The organism is Paenibacillus sp. FSL L8-0494, assembly GCF_038003695.1.
GTDB classification, from domain to species: domain Bacteria; phylum Bacillota; class Bacilli; order Paenibacillales; family Paenibacillaceae; genus Paenibacillus_AQ; species Paenibacillus_AQ odorifer.
Genome location: NZ_JBBOPQ010000001.1, coordinates 3,461,395 through 3,478,029 on the forward strand (window position 1 = coordinate 3,461,395; position 16,635 = coordinate 3,478,029).

Annotated in this window: 15 protein-coding genes; 11 read left to right on the forward strand and 4 right to left on the reverse strand. The window is 40.8% G+C overall.

The genetic code is table 11. The features are described from left to right. Positions 1 to 7 precede the first annotated feature (7 nt). The gene (locus NYE35_RS15835; RefSeq protein ID WP_036677849.1) at positions 8 to 403 is read right to left on the reverse strand and encodes a cupin domain-containing protein; all 396 of its coding nucleotides are present in this window, start codon (positions 401 to 403) and stop codon (positions 8 to 10) included. Positions 404 to 637: 234 nt separating this feature from the next. Between NYE35_RS15835 and NYE35_RS15840 the strand changes: the two genes are divergently transcribed. Then, positions 638 to 1,030, forward strand: coding sequence for a MerR family transcriptional regulator (locus NYE35_RS15840; RefSeq protein WP_036677848.1), 393 nt, complete (start codon positions 638 to 640; stop codon positions 1,028 to 1,030). A 91-nt stretch (positions 1,031 to 1,121) separates the two neighbouring features. Here NYE35_RS15840 and NYE35_RS15845 read toward each other — a convergent pair whose 3' ends face one another. Continuing rightward, entirely contained in the window at positions 1,122 to 1,523 is a 402-nt protein-coding gene (locus tag NYE35_RS15845) for a MerR family transcriptional regulator (protein ID WP_036677847.1), read from the reverse strand. Between the two features lie 123 nt (positions 1,524 to 1,646). On the opposite strand from NYE35_RS15845, the gene NYE35_RS15850 reads away from it, so the two are divergent. From NYE35_RS15850 to NYE35_RS15860, 3 genes are all read left to right on the forward strand, one after another. Further along, the gene (locus NYE35_RS15850) at positions 1,647 to 2,498 is read left to right on the forward strand and encodes an aldo/keto reductase (RefSeq protein ID WP_038571026.1); all 852 of its coding nucleotides are present in this window, start codon (positions 1,647 to 1,649) and stop codon (positions 2,496 to 2,498) included. A gap of 229 nt (positions 2,499 to 2,727) precedes the next feature. Further along, positions 2,728 to 4,686: an RICIN domain-containing protein gene (locus tag NYE35_RS15855; protein WP_341121602.1), complete on the forward strand. Its 1,959-nt coding sequence runs from the start codon at positions 2,728 to 2,730 to the stop codon at positions 4,684 to 4,686. A gap of 162 nt (positions 4,687 to 4,848) precedes the next feature. Next, entirely contained in the window at positions 4,849 to 5,775 is a 927-nt protein-coding gene (locus NYE35_RS15860; protein WP_341121604.1) for a VanZ family protein, read from the forward strand. A gap of 24 nt (positions 5,776 to 5,799) precedes the next feature. Here the strand turns inward: NYE35_RS15860 and NYE35_RS15865 are convergent, their stop codons facing one another. After that, positions 5,800 to 6,858 (reverse strand): PocR ligand-binding domain-containing protein, encoded by a 1,059-nt coding sequence (locus NYE35_RS15865; RefSeq protein ID WP_036677374.1) that lies wholly within the window; start codon positions 6,856 to 6,858, stop codon positions 5,800 to 5,802. 203 nt (positions 6,859 to 7,061) lie between these two features. On the opposite strand from NYE35_RS15865, the gene NYE35_RS15870 reads away from it, so the two are divergent. From NYE35_RS15870 to NYE35_RS15880, 3 genes are all read left to right on the forward strand, one after another. Further along, positions 7,062 to 8,198 carry a glycerol dehydrogenase gene (locus NYE35_RS15870; RefSeq protein WP_076099237.1) on the forward strand — a complete coding sequence of 379 codons (1,137 nt, stop codon included), beginning with the start codon at positions 7,062 to 7,064 and terminating at the stop codon, positions 8,196 to 8,198. Position 8,199: 1 nt separating this feature from the next. Next, positions 8,200 to 9,960: a dihydroxyacetone kinase subunit DhaK gene (dhaK, locus tag NYE35_RS15875; protein WP_341121606.1), complete on the forward strand. Its 1,761-nt coding sequence runs from the start codon at positions 8,200 to 8,202 to the stop codon at positions 9,958 to 9,960. A gap of 135 nt (positions 9,961 to 10,095) precedes the next feature. Further along, complete coding sequence (locus tag NYE35_RS15880) at positions 10,096 to 12,006, forward strand: alpha/beta hydrolase (RefSeq protein ID WP_076105697.1); 1,911 nt, start codon at positions 10,096 to 10,098, stop codon at positions 12,004 to 12,006. A 97-nt stretch (positions 12,007 to 12,103) separates the two neighbouring features. Here NYE35_RS15880 and NYE35_RS15885 read toward each other — a convergent pair whose 3' ends face one another. Next, positions 12,104 to 12,883 (reverse strand): GNAT family N-acetyltransferase, encoded by a 780-nt coding sequence (locus tag NYE35_RS15885; protein WP_036677469.1) that lies wholly within the window; start codon positions 12,881 to 12,883, stop codon positions 12,104 to 12,106. Between the two features lie 176 nt (positions 12,884 to 13,059). Here NYE35_RS15885 and NYE35_RS15890 point away from each other — a divergent pair, with 176 nt between their 5' ends. The 4 genes from NYE35_RS15890 to NYE35_RS15905 all read left to right on the forward strand — a co-directional run bounded on the left by NYE35_RS15890 (position 13,060) and on the right by NYE35_RS15905 (position 16,518). Continuing rightward, positions 13,060 to 13,734 (forward strand): hypothetical protein, encoded by a 675-nt coding sequence (locus NYE35_RS15890; RefSeq protein ID WP_244886487.1) that lies wholly within the window; start codon positions 13,060 to 13,062, stop codon positions 13,732 to 13,734. Positions 13,735 to 13,907: 173 nt separating this feature from the next. Continuing rightward, positions 13,908 to 14,465: an RNA polymerase sigma factor gene (locus tag NYE35_RS15895; protein ID WP_036677465.1), complete on the forward strand. Its 558-nt coding sequence runs from the start codon at positions 13,908 to 13,910 to the stop codon at positions 14,463 to 14,465. Then, entirely contained in the window at positions 14,462 to 15,367 is a 906-nt protein-coding gene (locus tag NYE35_RS15900) for a hypothetical protein (RefSeq protein WP_339825713.1), read from the forward strand. The genes NYE35_RS15895 and NYE35_RS15900 overlap by 4 nt, the downstream gene beginning before the upstream one ends. A gap of 176 nt (positions 15,368 to 15,543) precedes the next feature. Further along, complete coding sequence (locus tag NYE35_RS15905; protein ID WP_341121611.1) at positions 15,544 to 16,518, forward strand: helix-turn-helix transcriptional regulator; 975 nt, start codon at positions 15,544 to 15,546, stop codon at positions 16,516 to 16,518. Positions 16,519 to 16,635: the final 117 nt, after the last annotated feature.

Here is a 16,635-nt window from a genome sequence, read left to right on the forward strand (position 1 = left end):
CGTTTTTTTACAATTGATTATAAAGCTTACCATCAACAGGTTCTAACCATTCTGTTTCTCCGGGTGAAATGGCTAAGTGAACAAACCAGCTGTCTTTTGTAGCACCATGCCAATGTTTTACGTTCGCTGGAATATTCACAACATCCCCGGTTTGGAGGAATTGAGCTGGTTTGCCTTCTTCTTGATACCAACCCTCACCACCGGTAACTAATAATACTTGTCCGATTTTATGGGAGTGCCAGTTATTGCGAGCTCCCGGGGCAAAGGTTACGTTCCCAATAGGCGCATTCAAAGGTGTCGCGTCAGTATAAATCATCTGCAAGTATGCATCACCTATAAAATTAGCTTCAACCTTTTGTCCGAGTGGAAAGATAGTACTGTTGCTTAGTTGCTCATTAGCCATAATAAAAAACCTCTTTCGTTTAATTTTTATAAATTTCTTTGGCAATATTAAATGCCGACCAAGCTTTAGGCCACCCTACATAAAACGAAATTAACTGCTTCAAAATGAAGTATAGACCTTAAAGTACACTTTAAGGCAAGCCATAAAAATGGATTCATACTCCGACATTTGGTTTTTTATTAGTTTAAGTATATCCTTTGGATAGAAACAAAATTAGAAATGGAGGTGGGGATCATGCCTTATTCCATTGGAGAATTTGCAGAAATCGTCGGTGTTAACAAGAGCACGCTCAGATATTACGAAATGGAAGGATTACTTACTCCACATCGAAGTGACAATAATTTACGCGAATATACAGATCAGGATATAGGTTGGGTTCAATTTTTACTTCATTTAAAAGATTCAGGAATGACGATGGCAGAATTGAAGCAATATACCGAGTGGCGGGCTATGGGGGACGAGACAATTCCTGAACGGAAAAATTTACTTGAACAGCGTAAGCAACAAGTGGAACAAGAAATTAAGGCATTGCAACAAAACTTAGATATACTGAACCGTAAAATTGTATTTTATAATGATCAACTAACGGGGAATAAATACGAATTCGTCCTTTATCACAATGAATAGATATCACATCAAGAAGAAAAGTAGATTCCTAACAAGTTAAGAGGCAGATGAACAACCTTTGATAATCAAAAGTTGTTCATCTGCCTCTTGTTCATGATTTTGTCCATTTAGCTGGATTCGTGTCATCCGGGATTACCTGATTGATAATATCTAGATAATGATTGGCTTTGTCTTCCATATATTTGACTTTAAGTTTGGCCTCTTCCAACTGAGCTGCAGCAGCGGCTTTATACTCCATTATGATTTGATAACGATCGTGGATGGTAGAATCGCCTAGTAAACACAAGTCTACATAGCTTTTAATGTCTTCTACTGACATCCCACATTGTTTGAGATATTTTACACCTGTTAGCCAATTAATGGAGTCATCATCAAAAAGACGAATGTTATTTTTGTCCCGTTGTATCGTTGGAACTAAACCCTTATCCGTATAATAACGGATGGTATGTTCAGTCAAACCCAGTAGTTTGGCAACTTCCTTAACTGTATACATTGTAATTCCTCCTTGAAAATGGATGCGAAAAGAACTCAGCATCGCTTGACTTCGTGTTACTCGAACCTGTTAGGCTAATTATTGTAATCTTAATCACAGAACATGTAAATAGGAGGATTTCATATGCAAACAGTAACTCTGAACAATGGTGTAGTGATGCCTATCCTTGGTTTTGGTGTCTATCAAATGAATGATGCTAGCGAATGCGAGCAGAGCGTTTATGAAGCTATTATGGCAGGCTATCGCCTGATTGATACTGCAGCAGCTTACCAAAATGAAGAAGCCGTCGGTAGAGCCATCAAACGCAGTGGTGTACCAAGAGAAGAAATATTTATTACTACTAAGCTTTGGATTCAGGATGCCGGTTATGAGCGTACTAAGAAAGCCTTTGCCAAATCGCTCGATCGATTACAAGTGGATTATTTAGATTTATATTTAATTCATCAGCCATTTGGTGATGTATATGGTTCCTGGCGTGCTATGGAGGAATTGTACCGTGAGGGTAAGATCAAGGCGATTGGAGTCAGCAATTTTCAAATGGATCGTCTAATTGATTTGATTAGCCACAATGAAATTACACCTGCAATCAACCAGATTGAAACACATCCTTTTCAGCAGCAAATCGAAAGTGCGAATTATATGAAAGAGAAGAATGTGCAGATCGAGTCATGGGGACCTTTTGCGGAAGGACGAAACAACCTTTTCAATAATGAAGTATTAGTTTCTATCGCTGAAAAATATCAGAAATCCGTTGCTCAGGTAGTTTTACGTTGGTTAACTCAAAGAGGCGTGATTGCTATTCCAAAGTCTACGCATAAAGAACGGATCATCGAAAATTTTAATATTTTTGACTTCGAATTAAACCAAGAAGATTTAGAGACAATAGCTAAATTAGATACGAAACAGAGTGTTTTCTTCTCGCATAATGATCCCCAAATCGTAGAAGGACTCGCCAAACATAAATTTGACATTTAACATTTGTATAGCACATCCAAGGGGTGCCCTAAAAGCCATGAAAAGGCTAAGGGGCACCCTTATTTTATAAACCAGATCTAACTCCAAAACTTTATTGAGGGGATGATAATCTACTTGAGTAATCATATTGCATGATCCGGTCGAGATATTACATTCTCATTTATCCGTTTATTAATTATATTGAAGCTGTATTCGTTTAAAAAATCCCAGAGTAAAGGAGAAATTACTTTTGAGAAGAGAACTGAGAAAGGTTTTGACTTTTTTGTTGGTTTTAGTGACAGTGGTTGGCACAGGGATTAGGTTTGATGGTAATATTGTAAACGCTTTCGGACCTAATGTCTTATATGTACCACCAGCAGATTCACCATCCTATGGGGCTTTATCACCTAGGGCAATCCAGCTTAAATATAGTGGCATCAACAATAATAAAATGTATGCTACATTTGAACAAACCTCTAATACCACACCTGTTTTCCCTATTTATGAAAGCGTTGACAATGGTGTCACTTGGAATCAGGTTGGAGAAGTGGAGGATAATCAAAACGGTTGGGGAATGTTAAATTGCCCTGAATTGTTTGAACTCCCCCAATCTATAGGTAACATGCCTGCGGGTACTATGCTTCTTGCAGGAAATTCTGTGCCAAGCAACAAAGCAGCTACCAAGTTGGAATTATATAAAAGCAATGATTTAGGTAGAACATGGACATATGTAAGCACCATTGCTGAAGGTGGACGAAACGATATTGGTTACGATCCCATTTGGGAGCCTTTCTTTTTGGTTCACAACAACAAACTCATTGTTTATTATTCAGATGAACGTGATCCTGCTCATGCCCAGAAGTTAGTTCATCAGACTACGTTGGAGGGCACGAACTGGGGACCTGTGGTAGCTGATGTGGCATTTGCAGACAGTAAATTACGTCCAGGAATGCCTACAATCGCTAAGCTGGGCAATGGTAATTACGCAATGACCTATGAGATGGTCGGATACCCGGGCGTGCCCAATTATTTGAAAATTTCAGCAGATCCTGAGAGCTGGAATCCAACTGAAGTAGGAACTCTTGTAGGGTACGGAGGAAGTCCCTATATTTCTGCTTTGGGAGATGGGAGACTCGTATTAAACGTTGCAGGAAAAAAAGAAGTGCTGATCAACTCTTCTAGAGTGGATGCATCCGGCAGCTGGGTTCCATATAATCCACCCGTAGACGCAGGGTATAACCGCCAACTACTGCCGCTTAGCAATGGCCGCTTATTTATCCCACAAGCCGGATTTTTTAGTGGGAAAAACACGGTGAAATACGGTGATATGTCCGTAGGTTACTACAAATTAATTAATGTGAAGAGTGGGAAGGCTTTAGGTGTATTGGAAGGCGGAACTGCGAATGGCAATCCGCTCGTGCAATGGAGCAGTGGGACTAATTCCTTGGATCAATATTGGCTCATTTCCACTGCGGAAAGTGGTTATGCTCCTAACGGTTACAAATCCATTGTGAATGCAAAGAGTGGTAAGGTCGCCGGAATATTAGAAGGATCAACAACTGATGGAGCTAAAGCCGTATTATGGACTGAAAACAATTCCAATGACCAGCAGTGGACTTTACAAGCCTCTGGTAACTACTACAAGATTGTTAATCGTAACAGTGGTCAGACGTTAGGTATAGCGCAGGGTTCTACTGAAGAGGGTGCCCAAGTTATGCAGCAGGCTGATGCAGGCAGCACTGATCAGCTGTGGGAGTTGGTTCCAGATGAAGGACATATTATGGTGGACAGTTATCGATTGGTTAATGAGAACAGTGGTAAAGTGTTGGGAATCTATCAAGGTTCGATGGCAGATGGAGGGAAGGCGGTTCAGTGGACCAGCGGAATTTCATCATATGACCAAAATTGGTTTGTAGTCAGCACAGCTGATGGTTATACGAAACTGGTCAATACTAATAGTCGTAAAAACCTGGGCATTTTAGGAGGTTCATTAGCTAACGGTGCTCAAAGTGTTCAATGGAATGATAACGGATCGAATGACCAGCAGTGGACTTTGGAACCCTCAGGTGAGTTTTACAATATTATTAATCGTAACAGTGGAAAAGTTCTGGCAGTAGATCAGGGTTCAACGACAGAGGGTGCAAATATTATTCAAGCAAATAATACAGGTTCTGCTAGCCAGTACTGGAAACTAGTCACGAATAGATAAAATATCATGTATCAAAAAGTCATCGGCCTTAAACTAAGGGTGATGGCTTTTTTATCGAAATAAGCCTTGAATGACTAAATCGTCACCTTCAGTGTCACGGGAATGTCACCTTGGAGAGATATACTATTTCCATCGACATATGGAGGGAATTGTGAAGTTATTATGGGAGTGAAATTACGGAAGATCCTTATTATAGGAACTATTTTGTATACACTGTTGATCTTATATTTTTTGTTTTTTGCTTTCAATAGAGTTGAGCATGCAACAAGCCAGTATGAATACACGTTTATGTTGATTCCTGAAAGTGTTCCGCTTCTTTTTCCTGATCTCTTTGACCTATCCTTTTCTTGGGTTTATGACTTTGGGAACATCGCTGCTTTTATTCCTTTTGGCGTATTATTCCCTTTGCTGTATCGTACACATTTTAAGAAGTTTATTTGTTTGTTTATCTTAACAATTTTTGGGCTGGAAACTCTTCAAGCTTTAACTTTTTTAGGTTCCTTTGATGTAGCCGATGTCATCTCCAATACGTTAGGGGCAATGATCGGATTTTGTGCATATAAGATTGGATTTTCCCCGGAAATCACCAGGAGATCGCTTTTTACTTCGACATTATCTGTTGTTGTGCTATTGGTTGGAATCATGGGAATCTCTGAGATCATTGATTTAACTCTGAAGAAAAGTGAAAGACCTGTGCAGGGATTACAAACGTTGGAAAAGCTTACGGGAAGCATGCCTATCACGCATAATCTTCCCAGTTTCACTATCGCTGGTGAAAATATAATACCAAAAATGAATTTATACAGCAGTGAAGGTGAAGAAATTAAAAAATACACCTATACTTTGGGTGATAAAAAAGAGGTATCGTTATATTTCAGCTTTGGATTCCCGGAAAATGAAAATTCTAGCAGTGAACTAATGATTATAGCTGATGGCAACGTGATCCTTCAATCCAGTGAACAATATAGTTCCCAAGCTGAACTCAACAATACGGCATTAGTTACCGTAAAAGAAATAACCTTTATCCTTAAAGGGAATGTGAAGTTATGGGATGTAGGATTTAGTGAAATGAAGCATTGGTGGGAATGAGGAACTAACCCTTCGCTAATTTTATTAACGGAGGGTTTCTTTTGCTGATCGCCTCATATACATATTCCGATATACAGCCGGGGTGAGGTTCTCGTATTTTTTGAAGGTTTTAATGAAATAGCCCGTGTCGCAAAAGCCCAAATCATCACTGACTTGATTGATCGGGGAATCCGTGGATTCCAGAAGTTGCTTAGCCCATTCAATCTTGAGTCTGGCAATGAAGACGGAGAAATTCTCTCCAGTTTCTTTTGTGAAAATACGGCTGAAATAACTGGGGCTGATATGACAAAGCTTAGCCATTTCTTTGAGGCTGAAATTCTCATTTTTATGTGTATAAATGTAATTAAAAGCAGGCTGAAGCACAGAATTCGCTGAGACGAACTTTTGAACACCATTTTTTAATTTGGTCTCGATCAACGCCCCGGATAACTCCTGCTGTATGGATTGGATTTTTCGGTACGTACGGTCTGATTCGTCCATAGCTTCGGCAGAAGCGGGTTCTTCTATATTGGTGGTCAGAACCTTTTTGTACAAATCCACGGTAGTATGCTTTTGAATGGCTTCCTCCACGATATAGGTACTTAACTGCAGCAGCAGCTCAACACACTTTGTTACTTCATCGTAGGATAAAACAGGCAGTGCCAGGTAATCCTCTTTGAGTGTTTGAAACTTCATGTTCGTCTCCACATTCGGTGGCCGAGAGACAATCTGCTCCAGTTGTGGCGCGTCAGGTTCACGAAGCTTGAGCTGTCCGGCCATAATTGCACCTAGGTATTGATTATCTATAATGATTGGAATCGCGATATCTATAATATTGAAATGACATAAATAAATAAACGGTTTGTTCTGGCGAACCGCTTCAATTCCAGCGCGGGCATCACATTTTTGACAATATTGAGAGAGATGGGAGTCCTGGCGCACACCTTGACAGAAAGGCTGACAATAGCTGTGCTTGGTCACGGGAACACCCTTGTAATCAACAGTAAGAATAGCCATTTTGGTTACAAGAGATAAGGAATCCTGGAGCTTTTCCCATTTCTTCAAATCAATAATTTCTTCTAGATTGAACCGGGATTTTGACATCACAAAATTCTCCTATGTAAGTTATAGAATCTTAATGAACATTATACAGAATAATTCAACACAATGACATGAAAGTTCGATTTTTCACGATTATGACAAAAAAATACGATAAGAAAACGCTTTAATAAGCTTTTATTGTTTCATGTTTCTTAAATTAGAGCAATCTATAATGATAACTATAAACAACTGAGGAGGAACGAAAAATGAGAAGAGCATTTATCAGTCCGACGAAATATGTACAAGGTGAGAATGAATTATTGAACTTAGGTTACTTCGTAAAAACCTTTGGTGATTCTGCTTTGTTAATTGCCCATCCAGATGATGTAACACGTGTGAAAGACAAACTGGAGTCAACTAAACAGAAATTTAATATAACTCTTGTTGAAAGCGGCTTCCACGGGGAATGCTCAAGACAAGAAGTCGCCAGATTACAAGCGCTAGCCAAGGAGCATCAATGTGCATGTACGATTGGCTTGGGTGGAGGTAAGGCGATTGATACGGCAAAATGTGTAGCTGAAGGAGAAGCACTGATTATCGTTCCAACGATAGCAGCAACTGATGCTCCGACAAGCCACTCAGCGGTGCTCTATACTCCGGAAGGTGAATTTGATGATTATGCTTATTTCAAGCAAAGCCCGAGTGTAGTCATGATTGATACAACAGTTATTGCCAATGCACCTACAAGATTTCTTGTGGCAGGCATGGGAGATGCACTTTCAACCTATTTCGAAGCAAGAGCTACTGCAAATTCGTATTCCAACGTGAATGCAGGTTTACCTTGCGGAGTTCGTGAAGGGGTTTGCGGTGAAGCTAAAGGGACGGTAACAGCGCTGGGACTTGCAAAGCTCTGTTATGAGACATTGCTTGAGAATGGATTCAAGGCGAAGCAGGCTTGCGATCTGAATATCGTAACCCCAGCTTTGGAGAATATAATCGAGACGAATATTCTTTTATCGGGTCTTGGGTTTGAAAGCGGTGGTTTGGCAGCGATTCATGCGATTCATAATGGGTTAACTGCTTTGGAAGGAACTCATCATTATTATCATGGTGAAAAGGTAGCCTTCAGCACGATTGCTCAACTGGTTCTTGAAAACGCAGACCGGACTGAGTTAAAAGAAGTGTTGGACTTCTGTCTTTCGATTGGTCTCCCAGTTTGCTTAGCGGATATTGGTGTTGAGCATGTAACCTATGAGGAACTGCTTGAGGTTGCTAAAAAAGCTTGCATTGCTGAGGAATCTATCCATTCGATGCCGTTCCCAATTACGGAGGATGCGGTTGCATCAGCAATTATGGCAGCCGATCAATTAGGCCGTCAATATAAATCAAGTAAGGAGCTTTAAGATGAAAAAAATCATAAACAAGCCGGAGACTCTGGTTAGGGAAATGTGTAACGGGCTTGTCTTGGCGCATCCCGAGCTGGATTTCGATCCGAAATTTAAAGTGATTTCTAAGAAAGAGATTAATCAAGATAAAGTTACCCTGATCAGTGGTGGCGGAAGCGGGCATGAACCGGCTCATGCCGGGTTCGTAGGAACCGGGATGCTGGATGCAGCTGTATGCGGTGATGTGTTTGCTTCACCATCCCAAATCCAGGTTTATCAAGCGATTCGCCGCACAGCAAGCACAAAAGGTTCGCTGCTTATTATCAAGAATTATAGCGGTGACATCATGAACTTTAAAAATGCGGCCCATCTAGCAACTGAAGACGGCATCGAAGTGGATTATGTCAAAGTAGACGACGACATTGCCGTTGAAGACAGCCTTTACACAGTAGGGAGAAGAGGCGTAGCCGGAACAGTGCTTGTTCATAAGGTAGCCGGAGCAGCAGCAGAAGCTGGATTGTCCTTAGCGGAAGTGAAAGAAGCGGCCCAACATGCAATTGATCATGTGCGCAGCATAGGCTTCGCCTATACCTCTTGTACCGTGCCTGCCAAAGGTACTCCGACATTTCATATTGAAGAGAACGAGATGGAATACGGGGTTGGCATCCATGGAGAACCTGGAATACGCAGGGAGAAAATTGTACCCGCAGATGAATTAGCACAGCGAATGGTTACCTCTTTGCTAGACAACTTCCAAATGAATGATCAGAAGCAGGAGGAAGTAGCCGTATTAATTAATGGATTTGGCGGCACCCCGCTGCAAGAGTTATATTTGCTGAACAATTCTGTCATCCGCGAATTAACTGCTAAGAATAAACAAGTGTTTAAAGTGTTTGTTGGTAACTACATGACCAGCATTGACATGGCAGGTGCATCGGTGACGATAATGAAGCTGGATGAGACGCTGAAGAAATGGTTAACTGCGCCTTGTGATACACCAGCCTTGTCGATTAAAGGCCTCTTTGAGCCTGTGAACTATACTGAAGTAATCCAGGAAGAGAAAGCAGACAGCAATGTATCCTTTAAGAATAATACGGATGCTGCTGCAGCGGTGATTAAGAACAATCGGTTTACTTTGCAAAATATCGTCTATCTGCTCGATCAAATGAGCCAGGTTATTATCGAGAATGAAGTTCCGTTCTGTGAGCTTGACTCCCACGCTGGAGACGGAGATTTCGGGATGAGTGTAGCTAAGGGCTTTAAACAGCTGAAAGTCGAGTGGGAAGATATTTTAGCTCATCATCTCACTAATATCGGTGAGTTTCTTGACGCCTGCTCCATGGTCATTATGGAATATTGCGGCGGAGCATCCGGACCGATCTGGGGATCAGGCTTCCGCGCAGCGAGCAAAAATGTTCAGCAGAAGGAAGAGCTGACCATTCAGGAGTTTGCTGATATGATGCAAGCTGTTGTCAAAGGGATTCAAGATACGGGTGAAAGATCTTTTGGCAGAGGGGCTGTTGTCGGAGACAAGACATTGATTGATGCGCTTGTACCGTTTGCAGATGCCTGGACCCAAAGTGCAGAACAAGGCGACGATATCAAAGTGGCGGCAAGTAAAGCAGCGGAAGCAGCTGTCCAAGGTTCTAAAAATACTATAGAAATCGTTGCCCGTATGGGAAGAGCCGGCACAGTGGGGGAACGTAGCATAGGTTATCCGGATGCGGGTGCTCATGCACTTGGGGTTATTTTCACAGAGCTTGCAAAAGCAATGAAATAAGAATCACACATAACCTGAATCCGAGGGATATCTACTCATGGGGTCTACTAATGAATTTTTCGGATTCAGGTTATTTTTTTTGCCCATTTTGTGTTACACATTTTGATTTGATACTTTTTTTGGGGGGGAGACCAGATGAAAAAGTTTCTGTCTACGAGATTAGCATTGAAATTTTTATGTGTCGCTTTATCCATGGTTTTGATCAGTTGTGTGGGAGCTTCTTTCTTGCAAACAGATTTCGGCAAGGTCCAGATTAGTAAGTTTAAGATTCCGTCCGATAATGGTACTTGGATTGAGGGAAACCTGTTCAGGCCTGTCTCAGCAAATGCAGAGCATAAAGTTCCACTCGTCATTACTAGTCACGGTTTTTTAAATAATAAAGAGATGCAGGATAGTACCGCAATCGAACTTTCCCGTCGGGGAATTGCTGTGATTGCAATGGATTTCTTATGGCATGGAGGCTCGAGCTCTCCTGATATGCCATTTTTCCCAACGATAATGTCAGAGAATAATGGGATGATTCCTCTGGTGGAATATGCATCATCCAGTCTTGATTATGTAGACTCTACAAAAATCGGCATTAGTGGTCATTCTATGGGTGGAATGATTACCTGGAGTACACTCCAGTATTATGGCCAACTTTATTTGGCGGAGCTCGAAGCGGCGAAAGATCCCTCTTCGGAAGACGGCGCAGTTATTACGGTAAGTGAACAAGCCAAGGCTGATGCTTCGAATAAAGTTGCATCCGCTTTCATTGTTTCTCAGGTCGAACAGTCTACCGATGAGACTTTTCAAAACATCCATGCCAATGTAGGCATCAATGTAGGCAAATATGATGAGGGCGGCTCCGGATTTGCGAAGGGGAATGCCGATCTTTCGGGCGATGCCCCAGAATCACTAGCTGCTATAAATTCAGTAATGCCGGAGAATCAAAAAATAAACGCTGTGGAAATCGGCAAATATTACGGTAATGCAGCTGATCAAACCTTGCGCGTCGTGTACAATCCAGCGGAGATCCACCCTTGGCAACACTTTTCGGTGGCGAGCACTGGTTATTTAGCAGACTTTTTTACGAAAGCGTTTCAAATCAATAATCCGTTATCTGCCGGCAACCAATTATGGTTATGGAAAGAGATCTTTAACTTTATCGGCTTGTTAGGATCCTTTTTATTTATTGTCCCCTTTGCGGTATTGCTCCTCAAGCTTCCTTGTTTCAATAGTCTAATTCAACCTACTCCTGCCAAGTTACCGGAACCTAAGACCAGAAAAAGCAAAATTCTTTTTTGGAGCTCTTGGATAATGAGTTGGGTAATTTCCGCAATATCATACCTTCCGATCAGTCGCTGGAGTATTATAGCTGGACAGAATATCCTTCAGCCTCGTAGTTTATTTCCACAAACCGCCATGAACTTTATTTTAATCTGGGCGATCTTTAACGGCCTTGTGGGTCTATTGTTATTTTGGTTAACCACTCGTTTATCAGGAAAAAATTATAATGAGCACTCTGAAAGCTGGGGAATAAAAACAAATTTGAAAGAACTGCTGAAGACTTTTGCACTTGCTGTATGTATATTCACTGGATTCTATGCTTTGGTTGCATTTGCAGATTATTTCTTTCAGACAGACTTCCGCTTATGGGTACTGGCAATTAAAGTATTCACTCCGAATCAATTATTAATTGGCTTACGTTATATGCTTTTCTTCTTTATATTTTATGTTGCACAGTCAATTGCCGTGAACTCTACCACCCCAGTTGAAGGGCAGAAAGAATGGAAGGATCTGCTCATTAGCGGGACAGGCGGTGTACTCGGAATTCTAGTGCTCATTGGGGTACAATACGGAACGTTATTTTCAACAGGCGTAACTTTTTGGCAAAATCAAGATTGGCTCAGAATACTAGTCCTTTTCCCTCTCGTTTTCCAGCTTTTTATTGCAGCTTATATTTCGCGTTACCTCTTTAAGTGCACAGGAAAAATATGGCTGGGAGCCATGGTGAATTGTATGATTATAGTGATGATGGGCGCAGCCAATACATTTACATTTTGAGAGATGCTTTAATATATTCTTCTACGAAGAATATGCCTACGGCGTAAGAGGTTTAGATAGAAAAAACGTACTGCAGCTAATGCAGTACGTTTTTAGATTAAATAATAAATTCAACGATGTATTGTTGGCAAATGAGTTCATATCCCAGCGATTGATATAGAGAAATGGCTCCTACATTCTCCTCAAAAACATTCAAATATACGTTAGCTGAAATGGCATGTCCTTGGCGTGTTAGCTCTGCACAGACTTTTTTTCCATAACCATTTCTTCTCCAGGCCACATCTGTTCCGATATTTCCTAGTTCAACGTAATCCTCACTATATATGTGGTATCCTCCTACAGCAATCAGCTCGTCTTGTGCCATCACACCATAGAACGGATTCTGTAATTCTTCTTTTGAAAAAGCCATGGTTTGCAGCTCGTTCATCTTTGCTTCAATTCGCTGGAAATGAGCAGGTCCTAAGTGCATAACATGCTTGTCCGCTGTTGGTAGAACATCTTCATGAATATGTTTCATTAGAAGCAATTTTTGGGGAGGGCTGTAGAACTCAAGCTGAGAAGCAAAGACCTGCAGCTCTTGTTCGTTAATAATAAAGCTACCCACCGCATGGTTATGTAGATGTAATTCATCTTTCATGAACGCCAACATTGAGCTGAGACAAAAGGATTGCTGAACTGGATATACAGAAAAAGCATTAAACGGAAGGCCACTTAAAAAGGCTAATACTCCAAGCAACTCGCCCTGGTCAGAATACTGACCGTAATGCACTGTGTTTTGTCTGCGAAAAGTAAGGTATGAATAATATAAAAAATGCTGTTCCTTATTAATCGAGCTTAAAATAACATCCAACTCTGCTGCTGTTAATTTTCTATACATATACGACCTGCCTCCATTAACAATTGCTGTTGCTATTTCCTCTTGCCGAATTAGCACAACCTTTTCTAATATATCATAAATCAGAACTTTAATTGCTTTATTGCTGGGTTGAGCCAAGTATGATACTATTGTCCCCTTAGAAACATAAAATGAGATATGAAGGTTTTCTTGAGAGGATGATATATATTAAGGCAATCTTAGTTCGGTACTTCGGAAATCCGCAAGATCGAACCGCCATGTTCAACGCCGCTTCCCTAGTCATCAATGCTTTTATTGGTATAGGCAAATTAATTCTTGGGTTATATCTATTGTCCGGATGGTTCATCACAAATGCACTTTATTATCTGATTCTTTGTATAGCCAAAGGACAGGTGCTTCATAAATATACATTAGCTAAAAAAGTCAGTTCACCACAGCAAAGGTATTCCATGGAGCTTTACGTTTATAAGCGTGGCGGTGTTTTTCTTTGTCTTCTAGGTGTTTCATATCTGTTGGTCTGCCTGCGGATTTATCTAGTCGGGGACGCTTTGGTTTATGAAGGTTACATTGTATATCTGGTAGCACTGATCGCTTTTACAAAACTTGGTTTTGCCATTCATGGAAACATTGTTAACCGTCATCTCAACAATCCCATTATATCAACATTAAAAATGATTAGCTTTACTGATGCCGTAGTCTCCATTGTTGTCACTCAAATGGCTGTGCTTACGATGAAAGGCTCACCTCAGGCATTAAACGCCAGCGCGTTGTTTGGCATGGGATGCAGTGTTTTATTTTGTCTGGGGGGGATCTGGATGATGCTCCGTAAGACAAAGGTTCCAATGAAGGAAGTAGAATTAATTAAAAATTAGAAGACATTATAACTTCCCCTTATCCCATAGGATGAGGGGTTATTTGTATTTTTATGTCATATTATCAGCGTTGAATGCCGAAGCTTATAGAAAATTATATTTTTATGCAACCTAAACACTTCTTTTCCTACTTTATAAGTGAATGCTTAATCAAATCGAACGGAAGTGATGGAGTGGAAGATAGTGAAATCATACAATTGTATTTTGCACGTAATGAAAGGGCAGTAGAAGAAACATCGAAAAAATATAGAAATTATTGTACTCGGATCGCTCATAACATTTTGTCTAATGCTGAAGATTCGGAAGAATGTGTTAACGATACCTTTCTTGGTGCATGGGAAGCAATACCGCCAAAGTCTCCTGCAAAGCTGTCCTCTTTTCTGGGGAGAATCACACGAAATATTGCTTTGAACAAATATGATTATTACATGGCTAAAAAACGGAATAAAAAATTCGATACGATTCTTGATGAATTAAACGATTGTTTATCCTCTTCAGACAACGTTGAAACCCAATACGAGGAAGCACAAATAGCCGAATCTATAAGCAAATTTCTACACAACATTAAGGAAGATCAGCGGGATATTTTTTTGAGGCGTTACTGGTATTCTGATTCTTTGGCCGATATTGCCGCACGCTTCTCAATCAGTGAAAGCAAAACCAAATCAATTCTTTTCAGAACACGCAAAAAACTCCAAATATATCTTCAGAAAGAGGGTTATTTCCTTTGAATAATAAAGAGCTCTTCAAAACAATCGGTTACATAGACGAAAATTTGATAGAAAAAGCCAACTCCGCGAGACGCACTAATAAAAAAGCTTATGTAAAGTGGGGCTCATTCGCAGCTTGTGCTGCATTGGTGTTAGGTGTGGCCGTTTATAAATTTCCACAGACGCCGTTGCCTAATTCACCACAAATATCGCAGCAGACAGCAGTCTCGTCTCCCACAGGGGTTCGCAAAATTCTGAATTACAATGGATACCGTTATGCATTCGTAGCAGATGGCGCTCAGTTTAAGTTCACAGGTATGGAGCCTGACAAATCGCTTGGTGCATTAGAGTTTGATCTCAACCAAGAGCCCGGAAAGAAAGACGGGGATAAGAATGCGGAAAAGGATTATGCCGCTACGTTCGCAATTGGTGGAAAGCTGTATGAAATCCCAACATACCCATCCCATTTTCGTATTGCAGTTAAGGATGAGCAATATTTTTATCTAGCTGAAATTGTGGCGAAGGTAGACGATTCTGCAATGAGCGCGAAGGAGTATTTAGATCTGGCTAATCTGAAGGAGCATGCAAAAGATATCAATATTCTGAATCATGTGGGGAATGACGTGCAAAAGACTATCACTGATCATCCTATTGTTGTGTCCATTATCGAAGGTTTGTACAGCGCAAAAAAAACAGAGCTAAGCAATAAGGAATATGAAGCTCTTGCAGCGGCGCAATCCCAAGGGAAATCATATCAATTACAGTTCAACCTAAAAGACGGGACTTATATCGCCATGTATATCATTCCCGAATTAAAGGTGGTGTCTATGGGTGATGCTTATTATTATTTGCCTGATGCCTTTTTTGTTCAAACCAGCGACCTCTTTTCAGGGCTGACCCAAGAGGTGCTACCGCTTTACTGAGGAGGCGGAGATAAGTGATCCTTACAAACTGTACATTGCAGGTTATCCAATATCTCGCATATAATGATCTGAATGATAATCGTTATCATTTAATAGAAGAGAAAAGGTGATCTGCTCATGATAAAACATAATATTGGGATTACGGAGTGCAGCTTACCTGCTGAGTGTATAACAGAATGACAAGTTCATCTATTCATAACATCTATAACGGGTATTTCGATGCTTTGTTTGAGGCTCCGTCTATGAGGGACACTACAGAGAGGAAACATTTTGCACAATCCAGTACCCAAGGATACGTCGATAGAGTGATCACACCCTCCGGGATCGAAATTGTTGATAGTGATTACCGTTTTGCTGATGATCGCCTAGTTCAGGTTCAATCCGAAGCAGCAATGATTGAGTTAAGCTTTTGTCTGCAGGGGAGCGGGGAAGTTCATGTTACAGATACTAGCCATGAGTTAATGCCCGATAGTTGTTCATTGCAGTTCATGCAGGATTTCCAGGCGGAATTTCACTATCGCAGTGCTGAACCTATCCGTTTATTGTCCATAGGTGTACCAGTTACACTATTTGATTCATGGATGGAGGATCAAGGCTCTTCACATGCTCGCAGCTTATCCGGACTGTTAGATTCATGTGCTTTTCGAATGTTCCGTATGCCTATTCTTCCAGAAACCACCCGATTATTGGTGCAATTGAGAGACTGTCCATATCATACCTCCATGCGCCGGTTGTACGTAGAGGGGAAGGCATTAGAACTCCTATCTGTATATTTTGACGCTTTTCTTTTTGAACAGAAACATACTAAACGCAGTTTGCATTTATCACGTAGTGACCGAGAAAACATTCGGAAAGCCAGGGATATCATCCTTGACCACATGGCAAACCCACCATCGCTAATCGAATTGTCCAAGCTGGCAGGCATTAACGAATACAAATTAAAAGTTGGATTTAAGGAAGAGTACGGAACAACTGTATTTGCATATTTACGGAACAAACGTTTAGAAAAAGCATGGGAAATCATAAGAACCGGGGATATTAGTGTCAGCCAAACAGCGACGATGGTAGGTTACAACAACTTTAGTCATTTTGCAGAAGCTTTTCGGAAGCAATATGGAATTAATCCTTCAGAAGTAATTAAAAAACGATAAAAATTAAATAAATATCCGCCAAACCGTTATTCAATCCTTCTGCCGGTAGTTCTGTCCTATCAGCAGAGTGTATGATCGGACTTACTGGAAGTGAGAATGATTATCAATAGATTGGAG

Bases quoted from the DNA above. Each gene is read 5' to 3' on its own strand.
- NYE35_RS15835 (WP_036677849.1), bottom strand. From the start codon at position 403: ATGGCTAATGAGCAACTAAGCAACAGTACTATCTTTCCACTCGGACAA.
- NYE35_RS15840 (WP_036677848.1), top strand. From the start codon at position 638: ATGCCTTATTCCATTGGAGAATTTGCAGAAATCGTCGGTGTTAACAAG.
- NYE35_RS15845 (WP_036677847.1), bottom strand. From the start codon at position 1,523: ATGTATACAGTTAAGGAAGTTGCCAAACTACTGGGTTTGACTGAACAT.
- NYE35_RS15850 (WP_038571026.1), top strand. From the start codon at position 1,647: ATGCAAACAGTAACTCTGAACAATGGTGTAGTGATGCCTATCCTTGGT.
- NYE35_RS15860 (WP_341121604.1), top strand. From the start codon at position 4,849: ATGGGAGTGAAATTACGGAAGATCCTTATTATAGGAACTATTTTGTAT.
- NYE35_RS15865 (WP_036677374.1), bottom strand. From the start codon at position 6,858: ATGTCAAAATCCCGGTTCAATCTAGAAGAAATTATTGATTTGAAGAAA.
- NYE35_RS15870 (WP_076099237.1), top strand. From the start codon at position 7,062: ATGAGAAGAGCATTTATCAGTCCGACGAAATATGTACAAGGTGAGAAT.
- dhaK (WP_341121606.1), top strand. From the start codon at position 8,200: ATGAAAAAAATCATAAACAAGCCGGAGACTCTGGTTAGGGAAATGTGT.
- NYE35_RS15880 (WP_076105697.1), top strand. From the start codon at position 10,096: ATGAAAAAGTTTCTGTCTACGAGATTAGCATTGAAATTTTTATGTGTC.
- NYE35_RS15885 (WP_036677469.1), bottom strand. From the start codon at position 12,883: ATGTATAGAAAATTAACAGCAGCAGAGTTGGATGTTATTTTAAGCTCG.
- NYE35_RS15890 (WP_244886487.1), top strand. From the start codon at position 13,060: ATGATATATATTAAGGCAATCTTAGTTCGGTACTTCGGAAATCCGCAA.
- NYE35_RS15905 (WP_341121611.1), top strand. From the start codon at position 15,544: ATGACAAGTTCATCTATTCATAACATCTATAACGGGTATTTCGATGCT.